Source organism: Aliidiomarina sanyensis (assembly GCF_003987175.1).
In the GTDB taxonomy this organism is placed as follows: Bacteria; Pseudomonadota; Gammaproteobacteria; order Enterobacterales; family Alteromonadaceae; genus Aliidiomarina; species Aliidiomarina sanyensis.
Genome location: NZ_PIPM01000006.1, coordinates 68,577 through 89,893, shown reverse-complemented (window position 1 = coordinate 89,893; position 21,317 = coordinate 68,577). Strand labels below are relative to the sequence as shown.

At 53.1% G+C, this 21,317-nt stretch carries 22 protein-coding genes; 3 read left to right on the top strand and 19 right to left on the bottom strand.

Translation table 11 applies throughout. The annotated features are described in order from the left end of the window. Window position 1: 1 nt before the first annotated feature. From tolA to CWE11_RS07260, 9 genes are all read right to left on the bottom strand, one after another. A complete protein-coding gene (gene tolA / locus CWE11_RS07300; protein WP_126776962.1) occupies window positions 2–901 on the bottom strand; it encodes a cell envelope integrity protein TolA in 900 nt (299 codons plus the stop codon). Window positions 902–909: 8 nt separating this feature from the next. Continuing rightward, a complete protein-coding gene (tolR, locus tag CWE11_RS07295; RefSeq protein ID WP_126776961.1) occupies window positions 910–1,338 on the bottom strand; it encodes a protein TolR in 429 nt (142 codons plus the stop codon). 2 nt (window positions 1,339–1,340) lie between these two features. After that, window positions 1,341–2,048, bottom strand: a complete 708-nt coding sequence (gene tolQ / locus CWE11_RS07290) for a protein TolQ (protein WP_126776960.1) — start codon at window positions 2,046–2,048, stop codon at window positions 1,341–1,343. Next, window positions 2,038–2,442 (bottom strand): tol-pal system-associated acyl-CoA thioesterase, encoded by a 405-nt coding sequence (gene ybgC / locus CWE11_RS07285; protein ID WP_126776959.1) that lies wholly within the window; start codon window positions 2,440–2,442, stop codon window positions 2,038–2,040. The genes tolQ and ybgC overlap by 11 nt, the downstream gene beginning before the upstream one ends. Before the next feature lie 850 nt (window positions 2,443–3,292). Continuing rightward, window positions 3,293–4,312 (bottom strand): Holliday junction branch migration DNA helicase RuvB, encoded by a 1,020-nt coding sequence (gene ruvB, locus CWE11_RS07280; protein WP_126776958.1) that lies wholly within the window; start codon window positions 4,310–4,312, stop codon window positions 3,293–3,295. A gap of 131 nt (window positions 4,313–4,443) precedes the next feature. Continuing rightward, window positions 4,444–5,064, bottom strand: a complete 621-nt coding sequence (gene ruvA, locus CWE11_RS07275; RefSeq protein WP_126776957.1) for a Holliday junction branch migration protein RuvA — start codon at window positions 5,062–5,064, stop codon at window positions 4,444–4,446. A 42-nt stretch (window positions 5,065–5,106) separates the two neighbouring features. After that, window positions 5,107–5,601 carry a crossover junction endodeoxyribonuclease RuvC gene (gene ruvC, locus CWE11_RS07270; RefSeq protein ID WP_126776956.1) on the bottom strand — a complete coding sequence of 165 codons (495 nt, stop codon included), beginning with the start codon at window positions 5,599–5,601 and terminating at the stop codon, window positions 5,107–5,109. 529 nt (window positions 5,602–6,130) lie between these two features. Continuing rightward, entirely contained in the window at window positions 6,131–7,882 is a 1,752-nt protein-coding gene (aspS, locus tag CWE11_RS07265; RefSeq protein ID WP_126776955.1) for an aspartate--tRNA ligase, read from the bottom strand. Between the two features lie 81 nt (window positions 7,883–7,963). Beyond that, window positions 7,964–9,736, bottom strand: coding sequence for a diguanylate cyclase domain-containing protein (locus CWE11_RS07260; protein ID WP_206750182.1), 1,773 nt, complete (start codon window positions 9,734–9,736; stop codon window positions 7,964–7,966). Between the two features lie 105 nt (window positions 9,737–9,841). On the opposite strand from CWE11_RS07260, the gene cmoA reads away from it, so the two are divergent. Both cmoA and cmoB read left to right on the top strand, forming a co-directional pair. After that, window positions 9,842–10,591 (top strand): carboxy-S-adenosyl-L-methionine synthase CmoA, encoded by a 750-nt coding sequence (gene cmoA, locus CWE11_RS07255; protein WP_126776953.1) that lies wholly within the window; start codon window positions 9,842–9,844, stop codon window positions 10,589–10,591. Further along, on the top strand, window positions 10,581–11,585 hold the full coding sequence (cmoB, locus tag CWE11_RS07250) for a tRNA 5-methoxyuridine(34)/uridine 5-oxyacetic acid(34) synthase CmoB (RefSeq protein ID WP_420808387.1): 1,005 nt from the start codon (window positions 10,581–10,583) through the stop codon (window positions 11,583–11,585). The genes cmoA and cmoB overlap by 11 nt, the downstream gene beginning before the upstream one ends. Window positions 11,586–11,608: 23 nt before the next feature. Here the strand turns inward: cmoB and CWE11_RS07245 are convergent, their stop codons facing one another. Then, window positions 11,609–12,586 carry a response regulator gene (locus CWE11_RS07245; protein ID WP_126776952.1) on the bottom strand — a complete coding sequence of 326 codons (978 nt, stop codon included), beginning with the start codon at window positions 12,584–12,586 and terminating at the stop codon, window positions 11,609–11,611. An 88-nt stretch (window positions 12,587–12,674) separates the two neighbouring features. After that, window positions 12,675–13,574, bottom strand: coding sequence for a UTP--glucose-1-phosphate uridylyltransferase GalU (galU, locus tag CWE11_RS07240; protein ID WP_126776951.1), 900 nt, complete (start codon window positions 13,572–13,574; stop codon window positions 12,675–12,677). 161 nt (window positions 13,575–13,735) lie between these two features. On the opposite strand from galU, the gene CWE11_RS07235 reads away from it, so the two are divergent. Next, window positions 13,736–14,095, top strand: coding sequence for a DUF6170 family protein (locus tag CWE11_RS07235; RefSeq protein ID WP_126776950.1), 360 nt, complete (start codon window positions 13,736–13,738; stop codon window positions 14,093–14,095). A gap of 615 nt (window positions 14,096–14,710) precedes the next feature. Here the strand turns inward: CWE11_RS07235 and CWE11_RS07230 are convergent. Genes CWE11_RS07230 through CWE11_RS07195 form a run of 8 tightly spaced genes read right to left on the bottom strand, consistent with a single transcriptional unit; the run spans window position 14,711 to window position 21,316 of the window. Continuing rightward, complete coding sequence (locus CWE11_RS07230) at window positions 14,711–15,520, bottom strand: MlaA family lipoprotein (RefSeq protein ID WP_241971751.1); 810 nt, start codon at window positions 15,518–15,520, stop codon at window positions 14,711–14,713. After that, on the bottom strand, window positions 15,517–16,719 hold the full coding sequence (gene ccmI / locus CWE11_RS07225; RefSeq protein ID WP_126776949.1) for a c-type cytochrome biogenesis protein CcmI: 1,203 nt from the start codon (window positions 16,717–16,719) through the stop codon (window positions 15,517–15,519). Before ccmI ends, CWE11_RS07230 begins: the two co-directional genes overlap by 4 nt. Further along, window positions 16,719–17,240: a cytochrome c-type biogenesis protein gene (locus CWE11_RS07220; protein ID WP_126776948.1), complete on the bottom strand. Its 522-nt coding sequence runs from the start codon at window positions 17,238–17,240 to the stop codon at window positions 16,719–16,721. The genes ccmI and CWE11_RS07220 overlap by 1 nt, the downstream gene beginning before the upstream one ends. Further along, the gene (locus CWE11_RS07215; protein WP_126776947.1) at window positions 17,237–17,827 is read right to left on the bottom strand and encodes a DsbE family thiol:disulfide interchange protein; all 591 of its coding nucleotides are present in this window, start codon (window positions 17,825–17,827) and stop codon (window positions 17,237–17,239) included. Before CWE11_RS07215 ends, CWE11_RS07220 begins: the two co-directional genes overlap by 4 nt. Further along, entirely contained in the window at window positions 17,824–19,809 is a 1,986-nt protein-coding gene (locus CWE11_RS07210) for a heme lyase CcmF/NrfE family subunit (protein ID WP_126776946.1), read from the bottom strand. Before CWE11_RS07210 ends, CWE11_RS07215 begins: the two co-directional genes overlap by 4 nt. After that, window positions 19,799–20,353 carry a cytochrome c maturation protein CcmE gene (ccmE, locus tag CWE11_RS07205; protein ID WP_126776945.1) on the bottom strand — a complete coding sequence of 185 codons (555 nt, stop codon included), beginning with the start codon at window positions 20,351–20,353 and terminating at the stop codon, window positions 19,799–19,801. Before ccmE ends, CWE11_RS07210 begins: the two co-directional genes overlap by 11 nt. Beyond that, the gene (ccmD, locus tag CWE11_RS07200) at window positions 20,350–20,553 is read right to left on the bottom strand and encodes a heme exporter protein CcmD (RefSeq protein WP_126776944.1); all 204 of its coding nucleotides are present in this window, start codon (window positions 20,551–20,553) and stop codon (window positions 20,350–20,352) included. Before ccmD ends, ccmE begins: the two co-directional genes overlap by 4 nt. After that, the gene (locus tag CWE11_RS07195) at window positions 20,543–21,316 is read right to left on the bottom strand and encodes a heme ABC transporter permease (protein ID WP_126776943.1); all 774 of its coding nucleotides are present in this window, start codon (window positions 21,314–21,316) and stop codon (window positions 20,543–20,545) included. Before CWE11_RS07195 ends, ccmD begins: the two co-directional genes overlap by 11 nt. Window position 21,317: the final 1 nt, after the last annotated feature.

The following is a 21,317-nucleotide window of genomic DNA, read 5'->3' as shown; positions in this document are numbered from 1 at the left end:
ATTAATCAAAACGCGGTTCGAACCGCATCGTAAAGTTTCTAAACTGTGATGCGACATCAGGGTCATCCGACATCGGTAAATTTCCTGCACGAAGCACCGCTGCGCGGGCTGATTCACAGACTGCGCGCGCTCCATCACCGACTTGCACATTGGTTACAAACCCATCGCGTGCGAGCGAAATAGTTAGCACACAGGATTGGCCACGCATGCTCGAATCCGTAATCCAATGGCGCTGTACAGTCGAGCGAATCAATGCTTGATAACGCTCGACTTCGGTCATCACACGCTGTTGACGCGCACGGGCACGCTCTGCCTGCTCACGCTCTAGACGCTCTTGCACCTGCCGCTCACGTTCAGCACGCTCCCGCGCTTCAGCTTCCTGGCGCTGACGCTCTTCTTCACGACGCTGACGCTCCTCTTCCGCTCGCCGCTCGGCTTCTTGCTGCTCACGTAAACGCTGAGCCGCTTGCTCACGCTCACGCTCCGCCCGCTGGGCTTCTTCGCGTGCCTGACGCGCTTGTTGCTCTGCTTGCTGACGGTCCCGTTCTTGCTGCTCTCGTTGCGCTTGAACCTCTCGCGCACGTTGCTGCTCACGAGCTCGCTGTTGTTCAGCTTCCCGCGCACGACGCTCGAGTTCGGCGATACGCTGCTCTTCAGCGCGACGCTCTGCATCTCGTTGCTGTTGTATTCGTTGCACTTGCTCTTGCAGGCGACTTTCGTCGACCGCGACCGCTTCAACAATATCAACTTCCGGTGCGGCAAATTGCGGCTGCGCTAACGTATCGGTTGCCGGGGTAAATTCCATGCTCACCAAAAGCAAAGCGCCAATAGCAACATGCAGCCCGACGGAATACCCGACTGGCTGCCACGCAATGTTGCTCGCTTTGAACAAATTTTTCATGTCTTACACTACTCCGGCGGCTGGGTCATCAGCCCCACTTTGGGGGCGCCAGCGCGCTGCAATAACACCATCAGCTGAACCACTTGTGCATAGGCCACTTGACCATCGCCTCGCACCACCACGGGCGTTTCGGGATCAAGTTGTAAATGCGCCGCAACCAAGGTTGCGAGGTCCACCGCCGACATGGGCGAATCTTGATTATCACCCATATTCAAAAAATAATTTCCTTCCCGATCCACGGTTGCGACTAATGGCTGCCGTTGATCGTCTGGTAACGGTTCCGCATCCGCCCGCGGAAGATCGACATCAACACCTTGGGAGATTAACGGTGCCGCCACCATAAAAATGATCAGCAGCACGAGCATCACGTCGATATACGGAACCACGTTCATTTCCGACATCGCTTTGCGCTTTCTGCGCTGAATAAACGCTTCCATGATTAGGCCTCCTGACCTTGTGCCATGGATGCTGAACTCCCAAGTGTCTGACGTTGCAGAATCGAAGTGAATTCCTCTGCAAAGTTGATGTAGCCACTATCAATAGAGCCCACTTGCGACGAGAACTTGTTGTAGGCGATAACCGCTGGGATCGCAGCAAACAAGCCCATGGCCGTTGCAACTAACGCTTCTGCAATACCCGGGGCAACCATTTGGAGCGTGGCTTGCTGAACCGAGCCCAAAGCGATAAATGCATTCATAATCCCCCACACCGTACCAAATAAACCAACATAGGGGCTGATTGAGCCAATCGTTGCCAACACCGTCAAATGGGTTTCAAGCCGGTCCATCTCCCGCGAATGCGCAACCCGCATTGCTCGCTGTGTCCCTGCCATCACGGCCATTCCGTCTGCATTTTTGACCTGTCTTAGCCGGGCAAATTCCCGAAAGCCGGAATGAAACAAATGCTCAGTGCCCTGAATTTTCTTTCCCTTCGCACTGACCTCTTTGTAGAGTTTTGCAAGGTCAACGCCGGACCAGAATCGATCTTCAAATTTTTGCGCTTCCACTTCTGCTTGTTGCAAAATCTTGCGGCGTTGGAAGATTAGCGCCCATGACACCACAGACATCAAAACTAAGAGCAACATCACCAGCTGAACAACGAGACTGGCTTCTAAAAATAAATCAAAAAAGGACAACTCAGCTTCCACGTCCGATAACCTCTATAATTGGACCGGGGATTGCCACCGGCTTCATTGTATTTAAATGCACACACGCGGCTTTCACATCCGCTACGCAGAGCAATGTCCCTGCCGCGTTATATATTTCTTGTCGGCACTCTATCGAGGCCTTTCGAATTCGGCTCGGCACCACGGTCACTCGCAGTGTATCGTTAAATAGTGCGGGCGCACGTAGATCAAGTGCGACATGCCGAACCACAAACCCAATCCCTTCACGCAGCCAAATATCCTGTTCCACGCCTAAAGCACGCAACCACTCGGTGCGTGCGCGCTCACAAAATTTGAGATAGTTCGCGTAATAGACGATGCCCCCCGCATCAGTATCTTCATAATAGACACGAACGGGCCATGAGAATTCCGCCAATCTCTCTCCCCCTATGAGCCAATTGGACGCGATGAAACGCTACTATAACGCAGATTTTTACGCAAATGTAGCAGGACGCTTACTGCGACCAAATCTTTCCTTTGGCAGCATGAAAAATAAAAAGTTTCACAAGACTTTTATTAATATTTAATGATTATGCAAGAATAAGGAATTCTTCGGATATATAACGGATCTTTGCGACTTGTTAACAAATAGTTGCTTACAAATTAAACAATACAATTCTTTAACACATTAGATTTTCTAATGCGAAGCCGCAGTTTTTCTCGCTTGAGACTGGTCGGAGAAGCTATATAATGCGCCTCGTGTTCAGGGATATCCCACGCGGACGACCTGACAAACGAATTTAAGGATCGATTGTCGCTTCCTTAATGAGGTGAAATAGGTTTCATAGTTTCCCTGTTTCATCGGTAGTTCCTGGATTTAACTTCCTCCTTGTTGTTGTTACAACTTCGCCCACTCATCCCCTGAGTGGGCTTTTTTTTGCCTATCTGAAACCCATGTGAGTCGTTCATCGCCTCGAGCCCCAGCGCCCCGTTCGAATTGGGCGCCCAACGCATTGCGTTGGCTACGGTTCGGGGTGGGTCGTATGCCTCCGCAGGGTGTGTGCCGCATGGATGCGGCAGACAAGCCTACAGGGACGTATTTACGGCGTCTCTGGGGAGGGATTGACCCGCCCCGAGCCCCAGCGCCCGGTTCGAGTTGGGCGCCCAACGCATTGCGTTGGCTACGATCTCTGTGCCCAACGCGTTGCGTTGGTTACGTACAGTTCGGGGTGGGTCGCATGCCTCCGCAGGCTAGTTAGAGTTGGGTTCCCAACGCATTGCGTTGGTTACGATGGGCGCGTGAGGCCGAAGTGTTGATAGGCGTGCTGTGTGGCAATGCGCCCGCGGGGGGTGCGTTGGATAAAACCTTGTTGAATCAGGTAAGGTTCCAACACATCCTCGATCGTATCTTTTTCCTCACCAATCGCTGCCGCTAAGTTTTCTAAGCCAACCGGACCACCCATAAATTTCTCGATAATTGCTTTGAGCAACTTACGATCCATGTAATCGAACCCGGCCTTGTCCACATCCACCATATCCAAAGCGGCTGCAGCCACCTCCGCCGTGATAGGTCCTTGAGATTTGACTTGGGCATAGTCACGCACCCGGCGCAACAACCGGTTCGCAATCCGAGGTGTCCCCCGCGAACGTGCCGCCACCTCGCGTGCCCCATCATCGGCAAGCTCCATCGTCAGGTACGAAGCCGAGCGACGCACAATGGTCGTCAGCTCTTCGACCGAATAAAACTCCAGCCGCTGCACAATCCCAAACCGATCCCGCAATGGTGAGGTCAACGCCCCCGCGCGAGTTGTCGCGCCCACCAACGTAAAAGGAGGTAAATCAAGTTTGATGGAGCGCGCAGCCGGGCCCTCACCAATCATAATATCGAGCTGATAATCTTCCATCGCAGGATAGAGCACTTCTTCCACCACTGGACTCAGACGATGGATTTCATCAATAAAAAGGACGTCATGAGGCTCAAGATTCGTCAACAAGGCCGCTAGGTCTCCTGCTTTCTCCAGTACCGGCCCTGAAGTCGTCTTAATTCCAACGCCCATTTCATTCGCAATGATGTTTGCGAGCGTCGTCTTACCCAACCCCGGCGGACCAAAAATCAGAACATGATCCAATGCATCTGAGCGACCACGCGCCGCCTCAATGTAGATATCCAACTGCTCAACAACATGCTTCTGACCGGTATAGTCCGCCAAGCGTTTGGGACGGATCGCGCGATCAATCACCTCGTCCTCGCCGGTCGCGCTGGCTTGGACTGGCCGTTCTGGCATCATACGATCCGCTTCAATCATGCTGTTATCCTAGTTCTTATTGTTCAAGTTCGGCGCCCAACGCAATGCGTTGGCTACGGTTCGGGGCGCCCAACGCAATGCGTTGGCTACGGTTCGGGGCGCCCAACGCACCGTTACGGAACGTGCGTTGGTTACATCATCGCCTTTAGGGCCGCTCGAATTATATCTTCGGCACTCATGTCGTCTAATGCAACCTGCTTGATGACTTTTGTTGCCTGATTGTCTTTATAACCCAGAGCCAACAACGCACTCAGCGCTTCCTCCCGGGCACTATCCGCCGGAGACAAAGCCATACCCATATTCGATGGCGCAGCTCCTGGCAGACCCGTATCAAAATCAGCGCCCGTGAAGTCTTTCAGGCGATCTTTCATTTCAACCAACAAGCGCTCCGCCGTCTTCTTCCCGACACCCGGAATCTTCACCAAGGTACTCACATCGCCTTGACGAACAGAGTGAATAAATTGATTTGCACTCATGCCCGACATAATGCCCAATGCCATTTTCGGCCCCACACCTTGTGCTTTGATTAATAGACGAAATAACGCGCGCTCATCGGCATTATTAAAACCAAACAAAAGTTGCGCATCTTCGCGCACCACAAAATGGGTCCATAAAGTGACTGGCTTGCCAATTTCAGGGAGATCATAAAAACAGGTCATCGGCAGATGGACTTCATAACCCACGCCATTTACATCGAGGAGAACTTCCGGTGCATGTTTTGCGGCAATGATGCCTTGCAGTCTTCCAATCACACTGAGGTCCTTTTAATTCTTATTGTCGGTATTCAAGCCATATCACCAGCGACGCTGGTTATGCGCATGACAGATGGCCACCGCGAGCGCGTCTGCAGCATCCGCTTGCGGCATGCGCGGCAACTTCAAGATTTGTTTGACCATATGCTGCACTTGCTCTTTATCCGCCCCACCTGTGCCAACAACCGCCTGCTTCACCGCACGCGCAGCGTATTCCTCCACCGGCAGACCGTGCACTGCCGCGGCAACAATTGCCGCGCCACGCGCTTGTCCCAACTTAAGAGCCGAGTCTGGATTACGCGCCATAAAAACTTGCTCAATAGCAAAGTCCGTTGGCTGGAACTGCTGGATAAGTTCGCTGACTCCATCATGGATCATTTTAAGACGGGTTGCGAGGGGAATTGTCGTCGTACCGCCCGTTCGAGCAAGCTTAATACAACCGCTCCCTAGGTAGGTTAGACGCGCACCATGCTGCTCAATCACCCCATAACCGGTGACTCGACTTCCTGGGTCAATTCCCAGAATAATCCGCTGCATGCTGTCTCCTTATGATCCAGATTTGGCACCCAACGCACCGTTACGGAACATGCGTTGGCTACGGTTCGGGGTTGACCCGCGCCGAGCCCCAGCGTCCGGTTCGAGTTGGCCGCCCAACGCGGTGCGTTGGCTACGATCTGACCCGCCTCGAGCCCCAGCGCCCGGTTCGAGTTGGGCACCCAACGCAGTGCGTTGGCTACGGTTCGGGGTGGGTCGTATGCCTCCGCAGGGTGTGTGCCGCATGGATGCGGCAGACAAGCCTACAGGGACGTATTTACGGCGTCCCTGGGGAGGTATTGACCCGCCTCGAGCCCCAGCGCCCGGTTCGAGTTGGGCGCCCAACGCAGTGCGTTGGCTACGGTTCGGGGTTGACCCGCGCCGAGCCCCAGCGCCCGGTTCGAGTTGGGCGCCCAACGCAATGCGTTGGCTACGGTTCGGGGTTGACCCGCGCCGAGCCTCAGAGCCCAGTTCGAGTTGGGCGCCCAACGCGCCGTTACGGAACGTGCGTTGGCTACAGAACGCGCGTTGGCTAGGGTTTGATTTGAATGCCGAGTTCGTCGAGGGCTGCGGGGTTGGCAACGCCTGGGGCATCCGTTAATGGGCATTGTGCCGTGGTCGTTTTCGGGAATGCAATGACATCCCGAATTGAGCTCGCACCCACCATCAACATCACCAAACGATCCAAGCCAAACGCCAAACCAGCGTGCGGTGGCGCACCATATTTCAACGCCTCAAGCAAGAAACCAAATTTTTCTTGCGCTTCCGCTTCATCAATTCCCAAAATTCCGAACACCACCTGCTGCATTGCGTTGTCGTGAATACGTACCGAGCCGCCACCGACCTCGACACCGTTTAGCACCATATCATAAGCATTGGAGAGCGCCGCTCCTGGATTCGCGCGAAGTTCATCCGCTGACACCCCAATCGGCGCCGTGAAGGGATGATGCAGCGCGAAGAAACCTTCGTCCGTTTCTTCGAACATCGGGAAATCGACCACCCACAAAGGCTTCCACTCGCTTGAAACTAAATCAAAGTCTTGACCCAGCTTCAACCGCAACGCACCTAAAGCCTCGGATACGACCGTCGCTTTATCTGCACCGAACAGAAGAATATCGCCATCGTGCGCATCAACCCGTTCAAGGAGTTCAGTCACCACAGCGTCCGGGAAGAACTTCAACACCGGTGATTGCAAGCCATCGACGCCCGCTGCACGGTCGTTGACCTTCATCCATGCCAAGCCTTTCGCACCATAAATCCCAACAAATGCCGTGTACTCATCAATTTGCTTCCGGCTCAGACTCGCACCGCCCGGTACCTTAATGACCGCAACGCGACCCTTGGGATCATTGGCTGGGCCTGAGAATACTTTGAAATCGATGTCTTTTACCAAATCTGCAACATCTACCAACTCTAATGGATTGCGCAGATCGGGTTTGTCACTACCGAAACGACGCATCGCTTCGCTGTAGGCCATCACCGGAAAATCACCCAGATCGACTTCGAGCATTTCTAAGAATAATGAACGCACCATGGACTCGGTCAATTCACGCACTTGCGCTGCCGACATAAACGTCGTTTCGATATCAATCTGGGTAAACTCTGGCTGACGATCCGCGCGCAAATCTTCGTCGCGAAAACACTTCACAATCTGGTAGTAGCGGTCAAAGCCAGACATCATTAACAGCTGCTTAAATAGCTGCGGGCTTTGTGGTAGCGCAAAAAACTTGCCTTTGTGCGTCCGGCTTGGGACCAAGTAATCCCGTGCACCCTCTGGCGTGGCCCGCGTCAGCATTGGCGTTTCAATATCAAGGAAGCCTTGACTGTCCATAAAACGGCGGACCGCACTCGCAACACGCGCGCGAAACTGAATTTTTTCGTTCATATCCGGACGGCGCAAATCAAGGTATCGATAGCGCAGGCGTTGCTCTTCACTCACCTGCTGGTTGTAGTCGATCGGAAGGGGCGCTGCACGATTCAAAATCGTAATTTCTTTGGCCAATAACTCAACTTTACCGGTTGTCATCCGTGCATTGACTTGCCCGTCTGGACGAGCGCGCACTTCGCCCGTAATTTGAACGCAAAACTCTTGGCGCAGTTTATTCGCTTCGGCAAACATATCCGCGAAGTCGGGATCAAATACCACCTGCAACAACCCTGTACGATCGCGCATATCGACGAAAATCAAACCGCCGAGATCGCGTCGTTTATGGACCCAGCCTGCAACCGTAACTGAGTTTCCGAGTTCTTGTTCTGTGACTTGTCCGCAATAGTGACTACGCATGTTGACCCTGTTTCCGTATTCCTGAATGAAAGGCGCACAGTATATAGGAGAGCGGGCCCGAAAGTCACCCGCTGTGATGCCCTACTCTGCGGTTCTTGGTTGCTCTGGGCGGGCCAGAAAAACGCCGTGTTTGCCCGCTTCTTTGACCTCATACATGGCATCGTCGGCTGCTCGCAAGAGATCGTCTTGGGTCACTCCATGATCAGGGAATAGCGCCACCCCGATACTGGCCCCTATTTTTGCTGTGAAGGATCCCTCAGAGGTCGAAATCGTGTATGGCTGAGCCACGCGCGTTAAGAATTTCTCACCAATGCGTTGTGCTTGCTCGGGTGACTCCACGTCGCGAACCAAAATGACAAACTCATCACCGCCAAAACGTGCAACGAGATCGGTTTTTCGTGTCGCTCGTTTCAACCGTTGTGCAACCGCGAATAACAATTCATCCCCCGCGTCATGACCCTCTTTGTCATTCACCGCTTTGAAGCCATCCAGATCCACAAACATGAGAGCAAATTTAGTTCCTGCCGTGCTGTGTGAGAGTAAAGCCAATTCAATTTGCTCTTGAATGTTGGCGCGATTAGGCAACTCGGTCAGCTCATCGTGCAGTGCGCGAAACCGCGCCTCTTTTTCTCGCAAGCGACGACGCGCTATTTCGCGGCGTAAATGCTGCAACCAAAGCACCACGATCGCCGTTAGAATGAGGACCGCAAATACCGTCATCGCAGCCCATTTGCGTACCGTTTCGCGGGCAAGACCTTGCTCGTAACGAGGGTCAAACCAACGCTGAGAAATAGTGCGCCGGTCTTCGGCTGTGATCGATAAAATCGCTCGATCCAGCAAGGGAATCAGTGCGTCTAAATCGCGACGGAGTCCAACCGATACCTGATCACCCCGCTCGTCATACAGCACAGAAAGGCGCAGATGTGATAAATGTTGCTCACGGACTCGCCCGAGCAACAGCGGGAGTGAGTCCATATAGACATCAGCATCCCCCTCGAGAATGGCGCGGAAGGCATGTTCAGGGCGTTCCACCAAAATAAGTTCTATGCGTGGGTTCTCTTGCAGCTCCTCAACCACACTGTAGCTTTCGACAACCGCAACACGCAGGCCCTCTAAATCGGCAAATTGGCGGACGCGCGGGAGCTGTTCCCCACCGGCCAGCGCCCAGGGCACGTCCCAGTATGGAATCGTAAACACACTAAACTCCATCCGCTGAGGTGTCGGTGTGAAAAATGTGAGTCCGTCGATGTCGCCGGCCTGCAGCGCATCGACACAAGCCGACCAACTGCCACAATCCTCCCAAACAAACTCTGCGCCAAGACGCTTCGCCAGAATACTGACAATATCTGCATCTAGCCCGTACGGCTGCCCATCTTGCTCACGAAATATGACAGGCTCAGAATCCATGGGTAATCCGATGCGGAGCGCTCCGAGCCCTGAAATGAGTTCAAGCTCCTCGGGACGCAAGGTCAAGGTCCCATTTCCGGAAACGTACCCAACAGCAACTTCGGGTATGAGGGAAGAATCGAGGGTCAGCGAATAGATACGTCCAGGATACTCTTGTGCTTCTGCTGCAGAACACGTCCACACCAAGACGTGGTGTTCCTCAATCGCGCCTTGCAGCGCAACCGTACTGCCGTAAAGACGCGTGGTAAGTCCTTCTGAGGTACGCAAAAGCGATGCGATGTGCTCATCTGTGGTACCAATCACAAATGCGTTCAGGCGTGCGCTCTCAGTGAGGCTTTCGTCTGCACATAAGAACACATCGACAGCTTCCTCAGGCGTGGCGCGTAGGCCACTTACGAGAAATAGTGCCACGAGCAGACACAGCACGATCGCCCAAAACTGTTTCAACACGGATGTCCTCAGCGTTTTAATGGTCGTTGTGATTGGCATACGGTACAATCTGTTGGTGATTAATGACCTATTCAACTGAATACTTGGATTGCTTGCTCCGCTATGAACAAACAACGTGATTCAATTTATGCCGCGCCCCTTTCGCAAGTGAGCGACTTTGCGTTTGATGCCCAGGTTGCCAATGTGTTTCCGGACATGATCAATCGATCCGTGCCGGGCTATGGGACCATTGTCGATGTGATTGGTCGATTAGCAGATCGTTTTGCTCAACCGAACACGCGCATTTACGATTTAGGCTGTTCATTGGGTGCTGCCAGTTTATCAATTCGACAACACTGTTCTGTACCCGGGGTCCAGATTGTTGCGGTAGATAACTCGCCTGCGATGGTCGAACGCTGTGAAAGCCACATCAGTGCGTATCGCGGAACCATCCCGGTGCACGTTCAATGTGCCGATATATTAACCTATCCGCTCGAGAAGTGCTCGATCATTGTACTGAATTTCACACTGCAGTTTATTGCGCCAGAGCAAAGAGACGCGTTGATGCAGCGGTTTTACGATGCACTGCTCCCGAACGGCCTGTTGATTCTTTCCGAGAAAGTAACGCACACGGATCCGCTCGTTGAATCGACCTTGGTGGACCTTCACCATGAGTTCAAACGCAGCAATGGATACAGTGATCTGGAGATCAGCCAAAAGCGCGCTGCACTTGAGAATGTCATGCGTCTCGACTCCGCCGAGCGGCACATCGAACGTTTCCGCGCGGTCGGCTTCAGCACCATTCAAGAATGGTACCGCTGCTTCAATTTTACGTCGTGGATTGCAGTTAAAGGAGCTCAGGATGGCGAATAAGCAACCCGAGGGCATGGCGGCCTACTATCCGTTTTTTGCACGGCTTACCGAGACCTCGCTAGCTCACTGGCTGGAGCATCTGCCAGCAGATTTGCGCGCCTGGGAACAACAACGCCAACATGGGGATGCACGTAAATGGCATCGCCTGTTAGCGCAATTACCAGATCATAAAGCGGCTCACATCAACCTGAAGGATCACGTGCAGATTGGTGACGCGCGTGAACTTGAAGCGGGACAAATTGCACGGATCGAAGGCTTGTTACAGCAATTGATGCCATGGCGGAAAGGTCCATTTGACCTCTTTGGCGTTCATATTGATACCGAATGGCGTTCCGATTGGAAATGGGATCGACTCGCTTCACATATTACGCCTTTGCAAGGGCGAACCGTGCTCGACATTGGCTGCGGCAGCGGATATCACCTCTGGCGTATGCTCGGAGCCGGAGCAGACCTAGCGGTCGGGATTGACCCAAGCCATCTGTTCGTGGCTCAATTCCGCGCTATTCGCTCCTTCGTACCTGAAGCACTCGCGCGAAACATTGAGCTTCTTCCACTCGGAATCGAGCACATGCCAAAGCTCACTGCCTTTGATACGGTATTTAGTATGGGGGTGTTATATCACCGCCGCTCACCCATCGATTTCTTACAACAATGCATCGATCAGCTACGACCTGGTGGTGAACTGGTCCTCGAGACCTTGGTCATTGACGGTGATGTAAATCAGGTATTGGTTCCGGGCAGCCGCTACGCACAAATGCCGAACGTATGGTTTATCCCCTCGTCTTCCGCACTTGTGCATTGGCTCGAGCGCCTTGGCATGCACCATGTGCGCGTCGTCGATGAGACCGTCACCTCATGCGATGAGCAACGCCGCACAGCGTGGATGGAAAGCCAGTCGCTGGCTGATTTTTTGGATCCAAACGATCACTCGCGAACAATTGAGGGGTATCCAGCACCGAAACGGGCTGTTCTTCTCGCGACGAAACCCCTATAAGTCGGGAGCCAGCGCGATAAGGTCTAACGCGGTCGCAGACGAATATGCGAGTTCAAGCATGCGAGGTAGAACCCTTCCTCGCGCAACTCACTTTGGTGAACTCGATACGTCGCATTGTTCCAAATCCCTAAAGCGAGGTCCGCTTTTCCCTCATGACTCAGCAAAATCTTCTCCCCCGCGAGGCTCCAAAATGCAGTATTGGCCGCCGCATCAATCCACACGACAACCATATCAAATGCGGTCCGAATTCGGGAATGACACAACTCCGCATTGAGGCGCGACAATAAATGATGCGGATGCATCAAAACATTATGCTCACCCGCCATTGCGGAGCGTAGAAACGGATTGAACAGGGTCTTTAGCACGAGCAGTGACACCACATTTTGACCGGCCAGCGCCTGTGCGTGAGCCATCACCATGACGGCTTTTTCATTCGGTAAGCGGTAGTAATCTATCCAGAGTTTTTCTCCATCGTCGCGATGTAACTGGTGATTAATATGAAACCGGCCCACATCAATAAAGTCATGCGGTACCAAATCTTCGGTTAATCGCTCAACAACTGCATGATCTTGGAACAAGACATCGAGGTGGTCATCAAGCTCCCAGCGCTCATGTTCAAAGCTTTCTTCCAGCGAAGAGCGCGTCAGGCAATTCTCGATGGCATACTCAAGGACATCCAGTTGCCGCACGGGCTTAACGAGATAATCAACCGCACCGAGACGAACTGCCTCGCGAATGTCCTTCATATCATCCGAGGCAGAAATAACAATCACGGGAGCTGGATCCGATGACGCAAGCAGTCGTTCCAAGACAAGTAAGCCCGAAATGTCCGGGAGATTAAGATCGCAAAGGACAATATCCGGCCGCACCTTGGGCAATGACTCCATTGCCTGATGACCGGTTTGTGCCAGACTGGTTTCAAATCCTCGGTCAAGAAGATAGCGGTTGAGCATATCGCCATAAACGGGATCGTCTTCAATGATGAGAACTTTGCGACTCATAGGCGTGACTCCATAAACACACGTATGAATAGCATTGTTCAAGAACTACAAAGCGTCAAACCGACCATGCGTAATCAAAAGGTAAAACCTACCGGTTTGCGAGCCAGGTTTTGAAGTCGTTGCCGAGCTCAGGATGGCGTTCTGCGTAGGCGACGATCGTTTGCAAATAGCCAAGTTTGTTGCCGCAGTCGTGGCTGCGACCTTCCATGTAATAGGCATGGACCGGCTCTTGTTTGAGCAATTCAGCCATTGCATCCGTTAACTGAATTTCGTTTCCTGCACCCGGTTTGGTTTTTTCCAGCAATGGCCATAAGTTAGCTGAAAAGACGTAACGACCGACCACCGCAAGGTTAGAAGGCGCTTCACTCACTTTCGGTTTCTCAACCAGCGCTTTGATGGGCGCCTGCTGACGCGGCGCAAGCTCCACGCCACCCAAGTCCGCCACACCGTACTGGTCCACCCGATCCCGTGGAACTTGTTCCAACATGACTTGGCTGGCACCGGTCTCTTCGAAATTCCGAATCATCTCTGCCAAGTTTTCTGTTGTGGCGTCATGGGTATACTCATCAATCAACACATCCGGCAATACCACTGCGAACGGGGCGTCTCCCACAACCGGGCGTCCGCACAACACCGCGTGTCCCAAGCCTTTTGCAACACCTTGACGCACCGCGGTGATGGTGACACCCGGAGGACAAATACGACGAACTTCGTCGAGCAACTTCTGCTTATTGCGTTCCGCCAAGATTGCTTCAAGTTCGTAGTTCACGTCAAAGTGATTCTCAATAGCACCTTTGCTCGCATGAGTAACCAGCACAATCTCGGTAATTCCCGCTGCCACACATTCGTGAATAATGTATTGAATCAGGGGCTTGTCGACCAAGGGCAACATTTCTTTGGCAATCGCCTTCGTGGCCGGAAGCATCCGCGTTCCTAGGCCTGCAACGGGGATAATGGCGGTGCGCACAGGGGCGTTTGTCTGCGTCATGCGAGTTCCTTTTCAGCAATTTGATGCGTATAGCACGGAATTATTCGGGCCTATAATACCCGTTTGCAGGTCTGAGGGTAAACCGCCACGCCTGCTTTTTCCCGAGAGCATGTTAAACTTATGAAAGTTTGCAAAAAGCATCGATAGAACAGTGAGGGCTCATGATCTATTTTTCATCAAAGACAATTGAAGCTTTACAGGGTTATTCGCCAACGGAACGGGTTGCTATCATCCATCGAGCCAATCAAATGATGCCGTTTGAACGCAAAGCGTTTGGCAACACCCTGAAAGTGATTATTCTCGTCGCCCTGTTCTGGTCGGTTTTATATATTCCGGGAACCGGTTGGAAATTATTAGCAATTCTATTGCTGGGGTTACTCTACCGGCTTGCGGTCCTCCCGGTGAATCTGACACTCGCTGTGCCTTACATTCCAGAAGCGATTCGCAAGCACGAACAGGCAAAAGCGTCCGGCCGCGACGAACCTGGCCAGCAAGACGGTGGCGATAGCAATCATTCGTGACGTAGCCAACGCACCGCGTTGGGTTATGCTCCAATACGACGTAGCCAACGCACCGCGTTGGGTTATGCTCCAATACGACGTAGCCAACGCACCGCGTTGGGTTTTGCTCCAATACGACGTAGCCAACGCACCGCGTTGGGTTTTGCCCCAATACGACGTAGCCAACGCACCGCGTTGGGTTATGCTCCAATACGACGTAGCCAACGCACCGCGTTGGGTTATGCTCCAATACGACGTAGCCAACGCACCGCGTTGGGTTTTGCCCCAATACGACGTAGCCAACGCACCGCGTTAGGTCTTGCCCCAATACGACGTAGCCAACGCACCGCGTTGGGTTTTGCTCTGATGGGAACAGGCGTGGCCCGGAGTGGGTTGATACCTCTGCAGGGTGTCTGCCGCATGGATGCGGCAGTCAAGCCCCCATGGATGGGTTTACGGCGTCCCTGAGGGGGCATCAGCCCATACCGGGCCCAGAGCCTTTATCGGGCGCGGACCCAACGCAGTGCGTTGGCTACGACCTGCCCGGAGCCTTTATCGGGCGCGGACCCAACGCAGTGCGTTGGCTACGACCTGCCCGGAGCCTTTATCGGGCGCGGACCCAACGCAGTGCGTTGGCTACTCTTCGTCGTCCCACTCGTCCTCATCCCAGTCGCCCCAATCATCCCAAGCGTCCCAGTCGTCTCGCTCAGGCGGGTTGCCATCGTAGACTTTGTCGAGCCAGGTTGAGAAATAGGCTTCACGAACAAATGCGTATTCGTCAATCGCGTTTTCGAGCATGGGCTCTAGGTTTTTGAGCTCAATGCGTTGTTCAAGACCGCGAATTGCATAGCGGGTTATGGTCAGTGGCCACGACATAAAGGACATTGGCCAGATGTAGTCGTCAACGAAATCGCCGCCCCGATCAATCACCACCGTGGGACCAAGTCCAGGGAGCATGATATAGGGACCGTCTGGTACGCCGTAAACCGCGAGCGTTTCGCCGAAGGCCTCTTTCTCCTGTCCGACACCCATTTTACTTGCAACGTCGAAAAACCCGAACACACCAAACGTCGTGTTAATAAGAAAGCGGCCGAAGCTTTGAGCCGCAGGCTTGCCCTTTCCCTGCAAGGAGTTATTCACCACCGATGCAGGTTCCAGCAAGTTTTCGGTCATGTTATAGAGCCCGCGCCGCGCTGGACGCGGTATATTCTCATAGGCATTTGCGAGAGGGAGTGCTACGTAAGGATCCAACACATCTCGGTTAAAGTCCCACATGACACGGTTAAAATCTTCGAATGGATCGCGCTCGTCGGAAAAATCAAACTCATTTTCCGTTTCGTCGGGCGTTGAAGCACACCCCGTTAAGGCAAAAACTGCAACAAGGGCGCAAAGCAGCGCCCGAGGTAAATATTTGCCGGTGAGTGCACCGTCTATCCACTGACTCAAGGAATCAACTCCGTTAGTACCAACTGAACCTGTTGGCCGGCCTGGCGCTCCACCAAACGAGGACGCGCTTCAAAGTCACCACTACGGCGCTCCATGCTATCGCCCACAGTCAAACGCGCTCCAACCAACCAACTTGCTGCATTCGACAAACTTGCGCCCTCTAGCATCATGTCTTCGTCGGTTAGTGTCACGGTTACCGGAAAATCCATCACCCGTTGGCGTGTTACCGCAATCGGTGCACTGCCACCGTCAGGATCGCGGACGAATACATACAGCGTAGCAGTCCATGGCATTTCGTTCCGTAAAGTTTCTGAAATATCGACGTTTACGGTGAGGGTCATGACATTCCCCTCGAGACGGTCTTGCGCTTGCTGCAATGAATTTTGGATGGATGCATAGCGCGGATCGTTCTCACCCATAAGCCGCAGTGCCATATCCCAAGCGGTGACCGCTCGTTCGTAATCAGCCCGCTCGAAGTGAACGACACCCATCAAGCCGAAGGCTTCAATGTTGCGACTATCAAGCTGCAAGACACGCCCAAGGAAACGATTGGCCCGAGCAAGGTCATTGTCACTTCCCGACAGGATCAAGGCCTGACTGTACACCGTCAGGTTTGAGATGTTGTCTGCCTCTAACCGATAGGACCGCTCAAAGGACTCAAGCGCCTGCTCAATTTGTTGCAGTTGCATCATCATCCGACCATACAGTGTCCACGCATTCGGCTCTGGATCATCCATAAGGCGCTGTCGCAATCCGAGCGCGTATTCCCAAAACTCCTCATCGGATTGAGGTGCAGCACTTTCATCGCCGAGTAACCACTCACTTAGTTTCGGCAATGTATCCCATGCGCGGTCCGCCTGCTGCTGCTGTTGCCAAGAACCCGCCCACAGATACAAACCACCGGCCAGCACAACAAGAATAAGCGTGATCACGCCGACATTCGCAGGTTTGTGCTCAACCACGTCATCGGGGTTGTCAATTTCGGTTACAAACGTCTTTTGCAGCTCTTGCTTCGCAAGCACCATATCTTTGGGCGAAATAGCGCCCTGCTCGAGGTCGTCTTCGAGCTCTTTTAAGCGCGACTCATAAATTTCTTTGTTCGCCTGGAGAATCGTCCAGGTTTCCCACTGCTGGCGGCGGGCAATGTACATGTAGGCCACTGCGGCCACCAACAACAGAGCAATTAGTACGTACCACATCAGTGCTTATGCTCCTCAGATTTATCTTCGTCATCACGCGTTTTTGCCTCGAAAGCAGCTAAACGCGCTCGCTCGTCCTCAGTCAATTCGGCGCTGACTTTTTGCTTACCGCGTACATGGAGAATGACGGCCCCCATGCCAATCAGGAGGACCAAGAAAGGGCCAAACCAAAGCACTAACGTGTTGCGATTGAGCGGTGGACGATAATGAACAAAGTCACCATACCGCACCTTCATAAACTCAATGATCTCCGCGTCCGTTTGACCTTCCATAATCATCATGTACACACGTTGGCGCATATCTTGTGCCAGCGGTGCATCGGAATCTGCAATACTCTGATTTTGACATTTTGGACACCGCAGCTCCCCCGCCAAGCGATTAAACCGACGTTCTTGCTCGGCAGTATCAAAGGCGTAGAACTCACCCGAAGCTTGTGCGGGTGACGCGACAATTGCCGCCAGCGATGCGCTGAAGAGCGCAACAACGAGCGCAACTAAAAACAGCTCTATTTGACGCGTCATGGCAGTAACTCCCGCCGGTGCTCTGGAATTTCAAGTCCCGCATCCAGCATGGCCTGATAGTAGATTGGTCCGACCGTGCGGCTCCAAACCCGCTCATTCAAGTCGCCCACATGGCGATAGCGAATGACGCCGTCCTTGTCCACCACAAAGGTTTCTGGCGCACCGTACACACCAAGATCTAGCGCAAGTAGCCCGGTTTCATCAAACAGGTTGATTTGATAAGGGTCGCCTAAATCCTGCAACCAGCGGACCGCGGCCCCCCGCGAATCATCCTTATAGTTCAAACCAATGATGTACACACCTTCATCAGCCAACAATTGATTCAAGAATGTGTGTTCTGCGTAGCATGTTGGACACCACGTTGCCCATACATTAATCAACATCGGGCGACCGCCGACAATGGATTCATTGTGGCTGACGTCCGGCTGATAGAGATCCGGCAGTTCAAATTCAGGCACTGACCGCCCCACCAATGCAGACTCTAAATGGGTGGGATCTGACCACAAGCCTTTGAATAAGAAGACTGATAGTCCCAAAAACGCGAGCAATGGCGTAAGCAGGATCAAGGTTCTGATTTTCGTATTCATGCGCTCGCCTCCTCTGCTTCGCGTTTGCGTTCTAACTGGAGTCGGCGTCGAATTCGATAACGCTTATCTGTCATCGAAAGCAAACCACCCACCGACATAATAATGGCGCCAGCCCAGATCCATCGTACAAACGGCTTGTAATGAATCCGAACCGCCCAGCTTCCATCGGAAAGCTCTTCACCCATGGCAATGTATAGGTCACGCCACGGGTTCACACGCAGACCGGTTTGCGTCTGGACTTGACGTTGAATGGTATAGAAGCGCTTCTCCGACGTAATACGCCCCAACGATCGACCGCTTTGCTCGCGGGTAATCTGGAATAGTGCGGTATCACTGATAAAGTTCGGACCCTGTCGTTCGCTCATTTCGACGAATTCAAAGGTATAGCCACTCATGGAGAAGGTATCCCCGGGCCCCATGCGAGCGGTGCGCTCGACCTCGTAATTTTGGACTAAGGCAATCCCGATAATCATCACGGCGAAGCCCACGTGGCCAAGCACCATACCCCAATGACTGCGCCCAAGCTTAATGAGCGCTGGGATTTTTTGCTCCCGTGATGCCACACGCATTTTGAGCTCGGCCACCGTGGCACTCAAAATCCAGAATGCGAGAATGAGGCCTAAGACCGCTAAACCATGCACTTCACTGGCAAAAATCCACGGCAGTAGGAAAGCCAAGACGACGGAAATGAGCATCCCGAACAGCACGGTTTTTTGCAGTTCACCCCAGGGTTGACGGCGCCAGCGTGTCAATGGACCGAGACCCAAAATCAGCGCAAACGGAATGGTCAGCCACATAAAAATTAGGTCAAAGAAGGGTTCGCCAATGGAAATGTTGCCCAGCCCAAGTTGCTGATATATCAAGGGCAACAGGGTGCCGACCAGAACCACAATGGTCGCGGTCACAAGCAACAGATTATTCCCTAACAACAAGACTTCTCGTGAATAAAGCTCATAGCGACTATGGCTTTGCACTTTCGAAGCGCGGATCGCATACAGCAACAGTGAGCCGGTAATTACCACGCCGAGGAACCCAAGTAAGAAAGCCCCGCGCGTGGGATCCGAAGCAAATGCATGAACCGACACCAACACGCCCGAGCGGACGAGGAACGTACCTAACAAACTCAAGCTAAAGGCCGAGATTGCCAAAAGAACAGTCCACGATTTAAAGGTTCCGCGCTTCTCTGTGACCGCGAGGGAATGGATGAGCGCAGTGCCGACTAACCACGGCATAAAGCTGGCGTTTTCAACCGGATCCCAGAACCACCAGCCGCCCCAGCCCAACTCGTAATATGCCCACCACGAGCCAACCATGATACCCAGCGTCAGGAAAATCCATGCGGCGAGCGTCCACGGGCGCGACCACCGCGCCCACGCGGAATCAAGACGTCCGCCAAGTAAAGCGGCTACCGCGAAGGCAAACGCCACTGACATGCCCACATAACCCATATAGAGCAACGGCGGGTGAATAATCATGCCAGGATCTTGCAATAACGGGTTCAAATCACGGCCATCGACCGGAATCATTGGCAAGGTGCGATCGAATGGATTCGACGTGAGGAGCATGAAGAGGTAAAAACCGACCCCGATCATCCCCATCACAGCCAGTACTCGCGCAGCGAACACCAAAGGAAGGCGGCTTGAAAAACGCGCAAGCGCCGCCGCCCAACCCGCTTGGACTAACATCCACAGCAAGAAAGAGCCTTCATGTGAGCCCCATACCGCCGTAATACGATAGATCAGAGGCGTCACGGACGACGAGTTGTTCGCGACATAAGAAATACTGAAATCGTTAACAATAAAGCCCCATGTTAAGGCAATGTACGAAATCAGCGTGAAAATAAACATCCCATAAGTCAGGGGACGACCCATTGCCATCTGACCGCCGTGCCCACGCCATACGCCAATCAGAGGAACAACGGCGAGGAGCGCCGAGAAAGCAAATGCCAGCGCAAGCGCAAAATGTCCAAACTCAGCGATCATACGAACCACCTGAAGACCCTTGGTCCTCATCATCCCGAGCAAATGGGTTGACTGGGAGATCTTCCCCTTCCTCGAGCTGCCACTGGGATGGCGGTACGTGTTGAATGCCTTTCAACGCCTCAGCGAGGGCCGGTGGCATATACTCTTCATCATGGCGTGCCAACACTTGGCTCGCTTGAATTCGATTGGCACCAACAAGGGTACCTTGCGCTACGATGCCCTGCCCCTCACGGAACAGATCAGGCAATATGCCTTCATACTCGACGGTAACCACCGCCGGACCGACATCGATCAGGCTGAATGACACAGAAAGGCCTGAGCCTTCGCGTCGAACAGATCCTGGGACGACTAAACCGCCGACACGCAGTCGTTGGCCCACCTCAGGTAATTGCTTATCGCTTCCCTTCCCTTCCACAATTTCTGTCGGCGTATAAAACAAGTCGATATTCTGAGACAGTGCATACAACACCAGCCCGGTCGCAAGTGCAAAACCGGTCAGAATTCCACTGGTCATAATTAACCGTTTTTTACGTCTTGGGTTCATGTTGAGGACTCTCGTTTAGCTTTTTGAATTCGTTCACTGCGGGCCTGCTGCCGTTGCGCTTCTTCGCGAATTTTATTGCGGCGCCAGACCGCCTCCAACGCGAGAATACCGAAGCACAAAAAGGTCACAAAAAATGCAGACCATACGTAGACGCCATAACCACCCATGGCGATGAAGGCACTCCAGCTATCAAACTGCATTCTGGTTCTCCTTCTTTTCTTGGTTCAAGATTGCTTGCGCCCATGGCCGATGCACTTCCCGGCGCAACAGCTCATTATTCAGACGCATAATGACGAGAGCTCCGGCAAGAGCCATCATCGCAAAGATATTCACGAGGAGCGGCCAGAGCATTTCCGGCGCAATACTCGGAGATTCGAAGCGGGTAATCACCTTGGTGATCGTTGACTGTTGATGCAGGGTGTTCCACCAATAAACCGAGTAGTGAATAATTGGAATGTTTATTACACCGACCAGCGCAAGAATACTTGCGGCTTTCCCACCCGCGCGCTCATCTTCAAATGCGACATACAATGCCATCACGCCAAGATAGAGGAACAACAGAATCAGCTGGGAGGTTAAGCGAGCATCCCATACCCACCAAGTTCCCCACATGGGTTGTCCCCAAACAGCACCCGTAAACAAGGAAATAAACGTGAGTACCGCGCCCACCGGAGCGATTGCAAGCAATGCCAGTTCAGCCGTGCGAATTTGCCAGACCAGTGCAATCAGCCCAGCAATCGCCATGCTCACATAAAAGCCCATGGACCAAATAGCCGAAGGCACATGCACGAAAATAATGCGGTAGCTTTCCCCTTGCTGATAGTCTGGCGGCGCGTAGGCGAGCCCCCAAATCACACCAACAATGGTCAGGACGAGTCCTGGAATCAGAAACCAAGGCAGCAGCTTTTGATTTAGTGCAAAAGTTGCTTCCGATTTTGCATAGGGATGTAACCATCGCCACATA

What these genes read in the sequence shown, in the direction of transcription:
- tolA (WP_126776962.1), bottom strand. Translation starts at nt 901, where the DNA reads ATGAAAAATTTGTTCAAAGCGAGCAACATTGCGTGGCAGCCAGTCGGG.
- tolR (WP_126776961.1), bottom strand. Translation starts at nt 1,338, where the DNA reads ATGGAAGCGTTTATTCAGCGCAGAAAGCGCAAAGCGATGTCGGAAATG.
- ruvB (WP_126776958.1), bottom strand. Translation starts at nt 4,312, where the DNA reads ATGATTGAAGCGGATCGTATGATGCCAGAACGGCCAGTCCAAGCCAGC.
- ruvC (WP_126776956.1), bottom strand. Translation starts at nt 5,601, where the DNA reads ATGCAGCGGATTATTCTGGGAATTGACCCAGGAAGTCGAGTCACCGGT.
- aspS (WP_126776955.1), bottom strand. Translation starts at nt 7,882, where the DNA reads ATGCGTAGTCACTATTGCGGACAAGTCACAGAACAAGAACTCGGAAAC.
- cmoA (WP_126776953.1), top strand. Translation starts at nt 9,842, where the DNA reads ATGAACAAACAACGTGATTCAATTTATGCCGCGCCCCTTTCGCAAGTG.
- cmoB (WP_420808387.1), top strand. Translation starts at nt 10,581, where the DNA reads ATGGCGAATAAGCAACCCGAGGGCATGGCGGCCTACTATCCGTTTTTT.
- CWE11_RS07245 (WP_126776952.1), bottom strand. Translation starts at nt 12,586, where the DNA reads ATGAGTCGCAAAGTTCTCATCATTGAAGACGATCCCGTTTATGGCGAT.
- galU (WP_126776951.1), bottom strand. Translation starts at nt 13,574, where the DNA reads ATGACGCAGACAAACGCCCCTGTGCGCACCGCCATTATCCCCGTTGCA.
- CWE11_RS07235 (WP_126776950.1), top strand. Translation starts at nt 13,736, where the DNA reads ATGATCTATTTTTCATCAAAGACAATTGAAGCTTTACAGGGTTATTCG.
- ccmI (WP_126776949.1), bottom strand. Translation starts at nt 16,719, where the DNA reads ATGTGGTACGTACTAATTGCTCTGTTGTTGGTGGCCGCAGTGGCCTAC.
- CWE11_RS07220 (WP_126776948.1), bottom strand. Translation starts at nt 17,240, where the DNA reads ATGACGCGTCAAATAGAGCTGTTTTTAGTTGCGCTCGTTGTTGCGCTC.
- CWE11_RS07215 (WP_126776947.1), bottom strand. Translation starts at nt 17,827, where the DNA reads ATGAATACGAAAATCAGAACCTTGATCCTGCTTACGCCATTGCTCGCG.
- CWE11_RS07210 (WP_126776946.1), bottom strand. Translation starts at nt 19,809, where the DNA reads ATGATCGCTGAGTTTGGACATTTTGCGCTTGCGCTGGCATTTGCTTTC.
- ccmE (WP_126776945.1), bottom strand. Translation starts at nt 20,353, where the DNA reads ATGAACCCAAGACGTAAAAAACGGTTAATTATGACCAGTGGAATTCTG.
- ccmD (WP_126776944.1), bottom strand. Translation starts at nt 20,553, where the DNA reads ATGCAGTTTGATAGCTGGAGTGCCTTCATCGCCATGGGTGGTTATGGC.
- CWE11_RS07195 (WP_126776943.1), bottom strand. Translation starts at nt 21,316, where the DNA reads ATGTGGCGATGGTTACATCCCTATGCAAAATCGGAAGCAACTTTTGCA.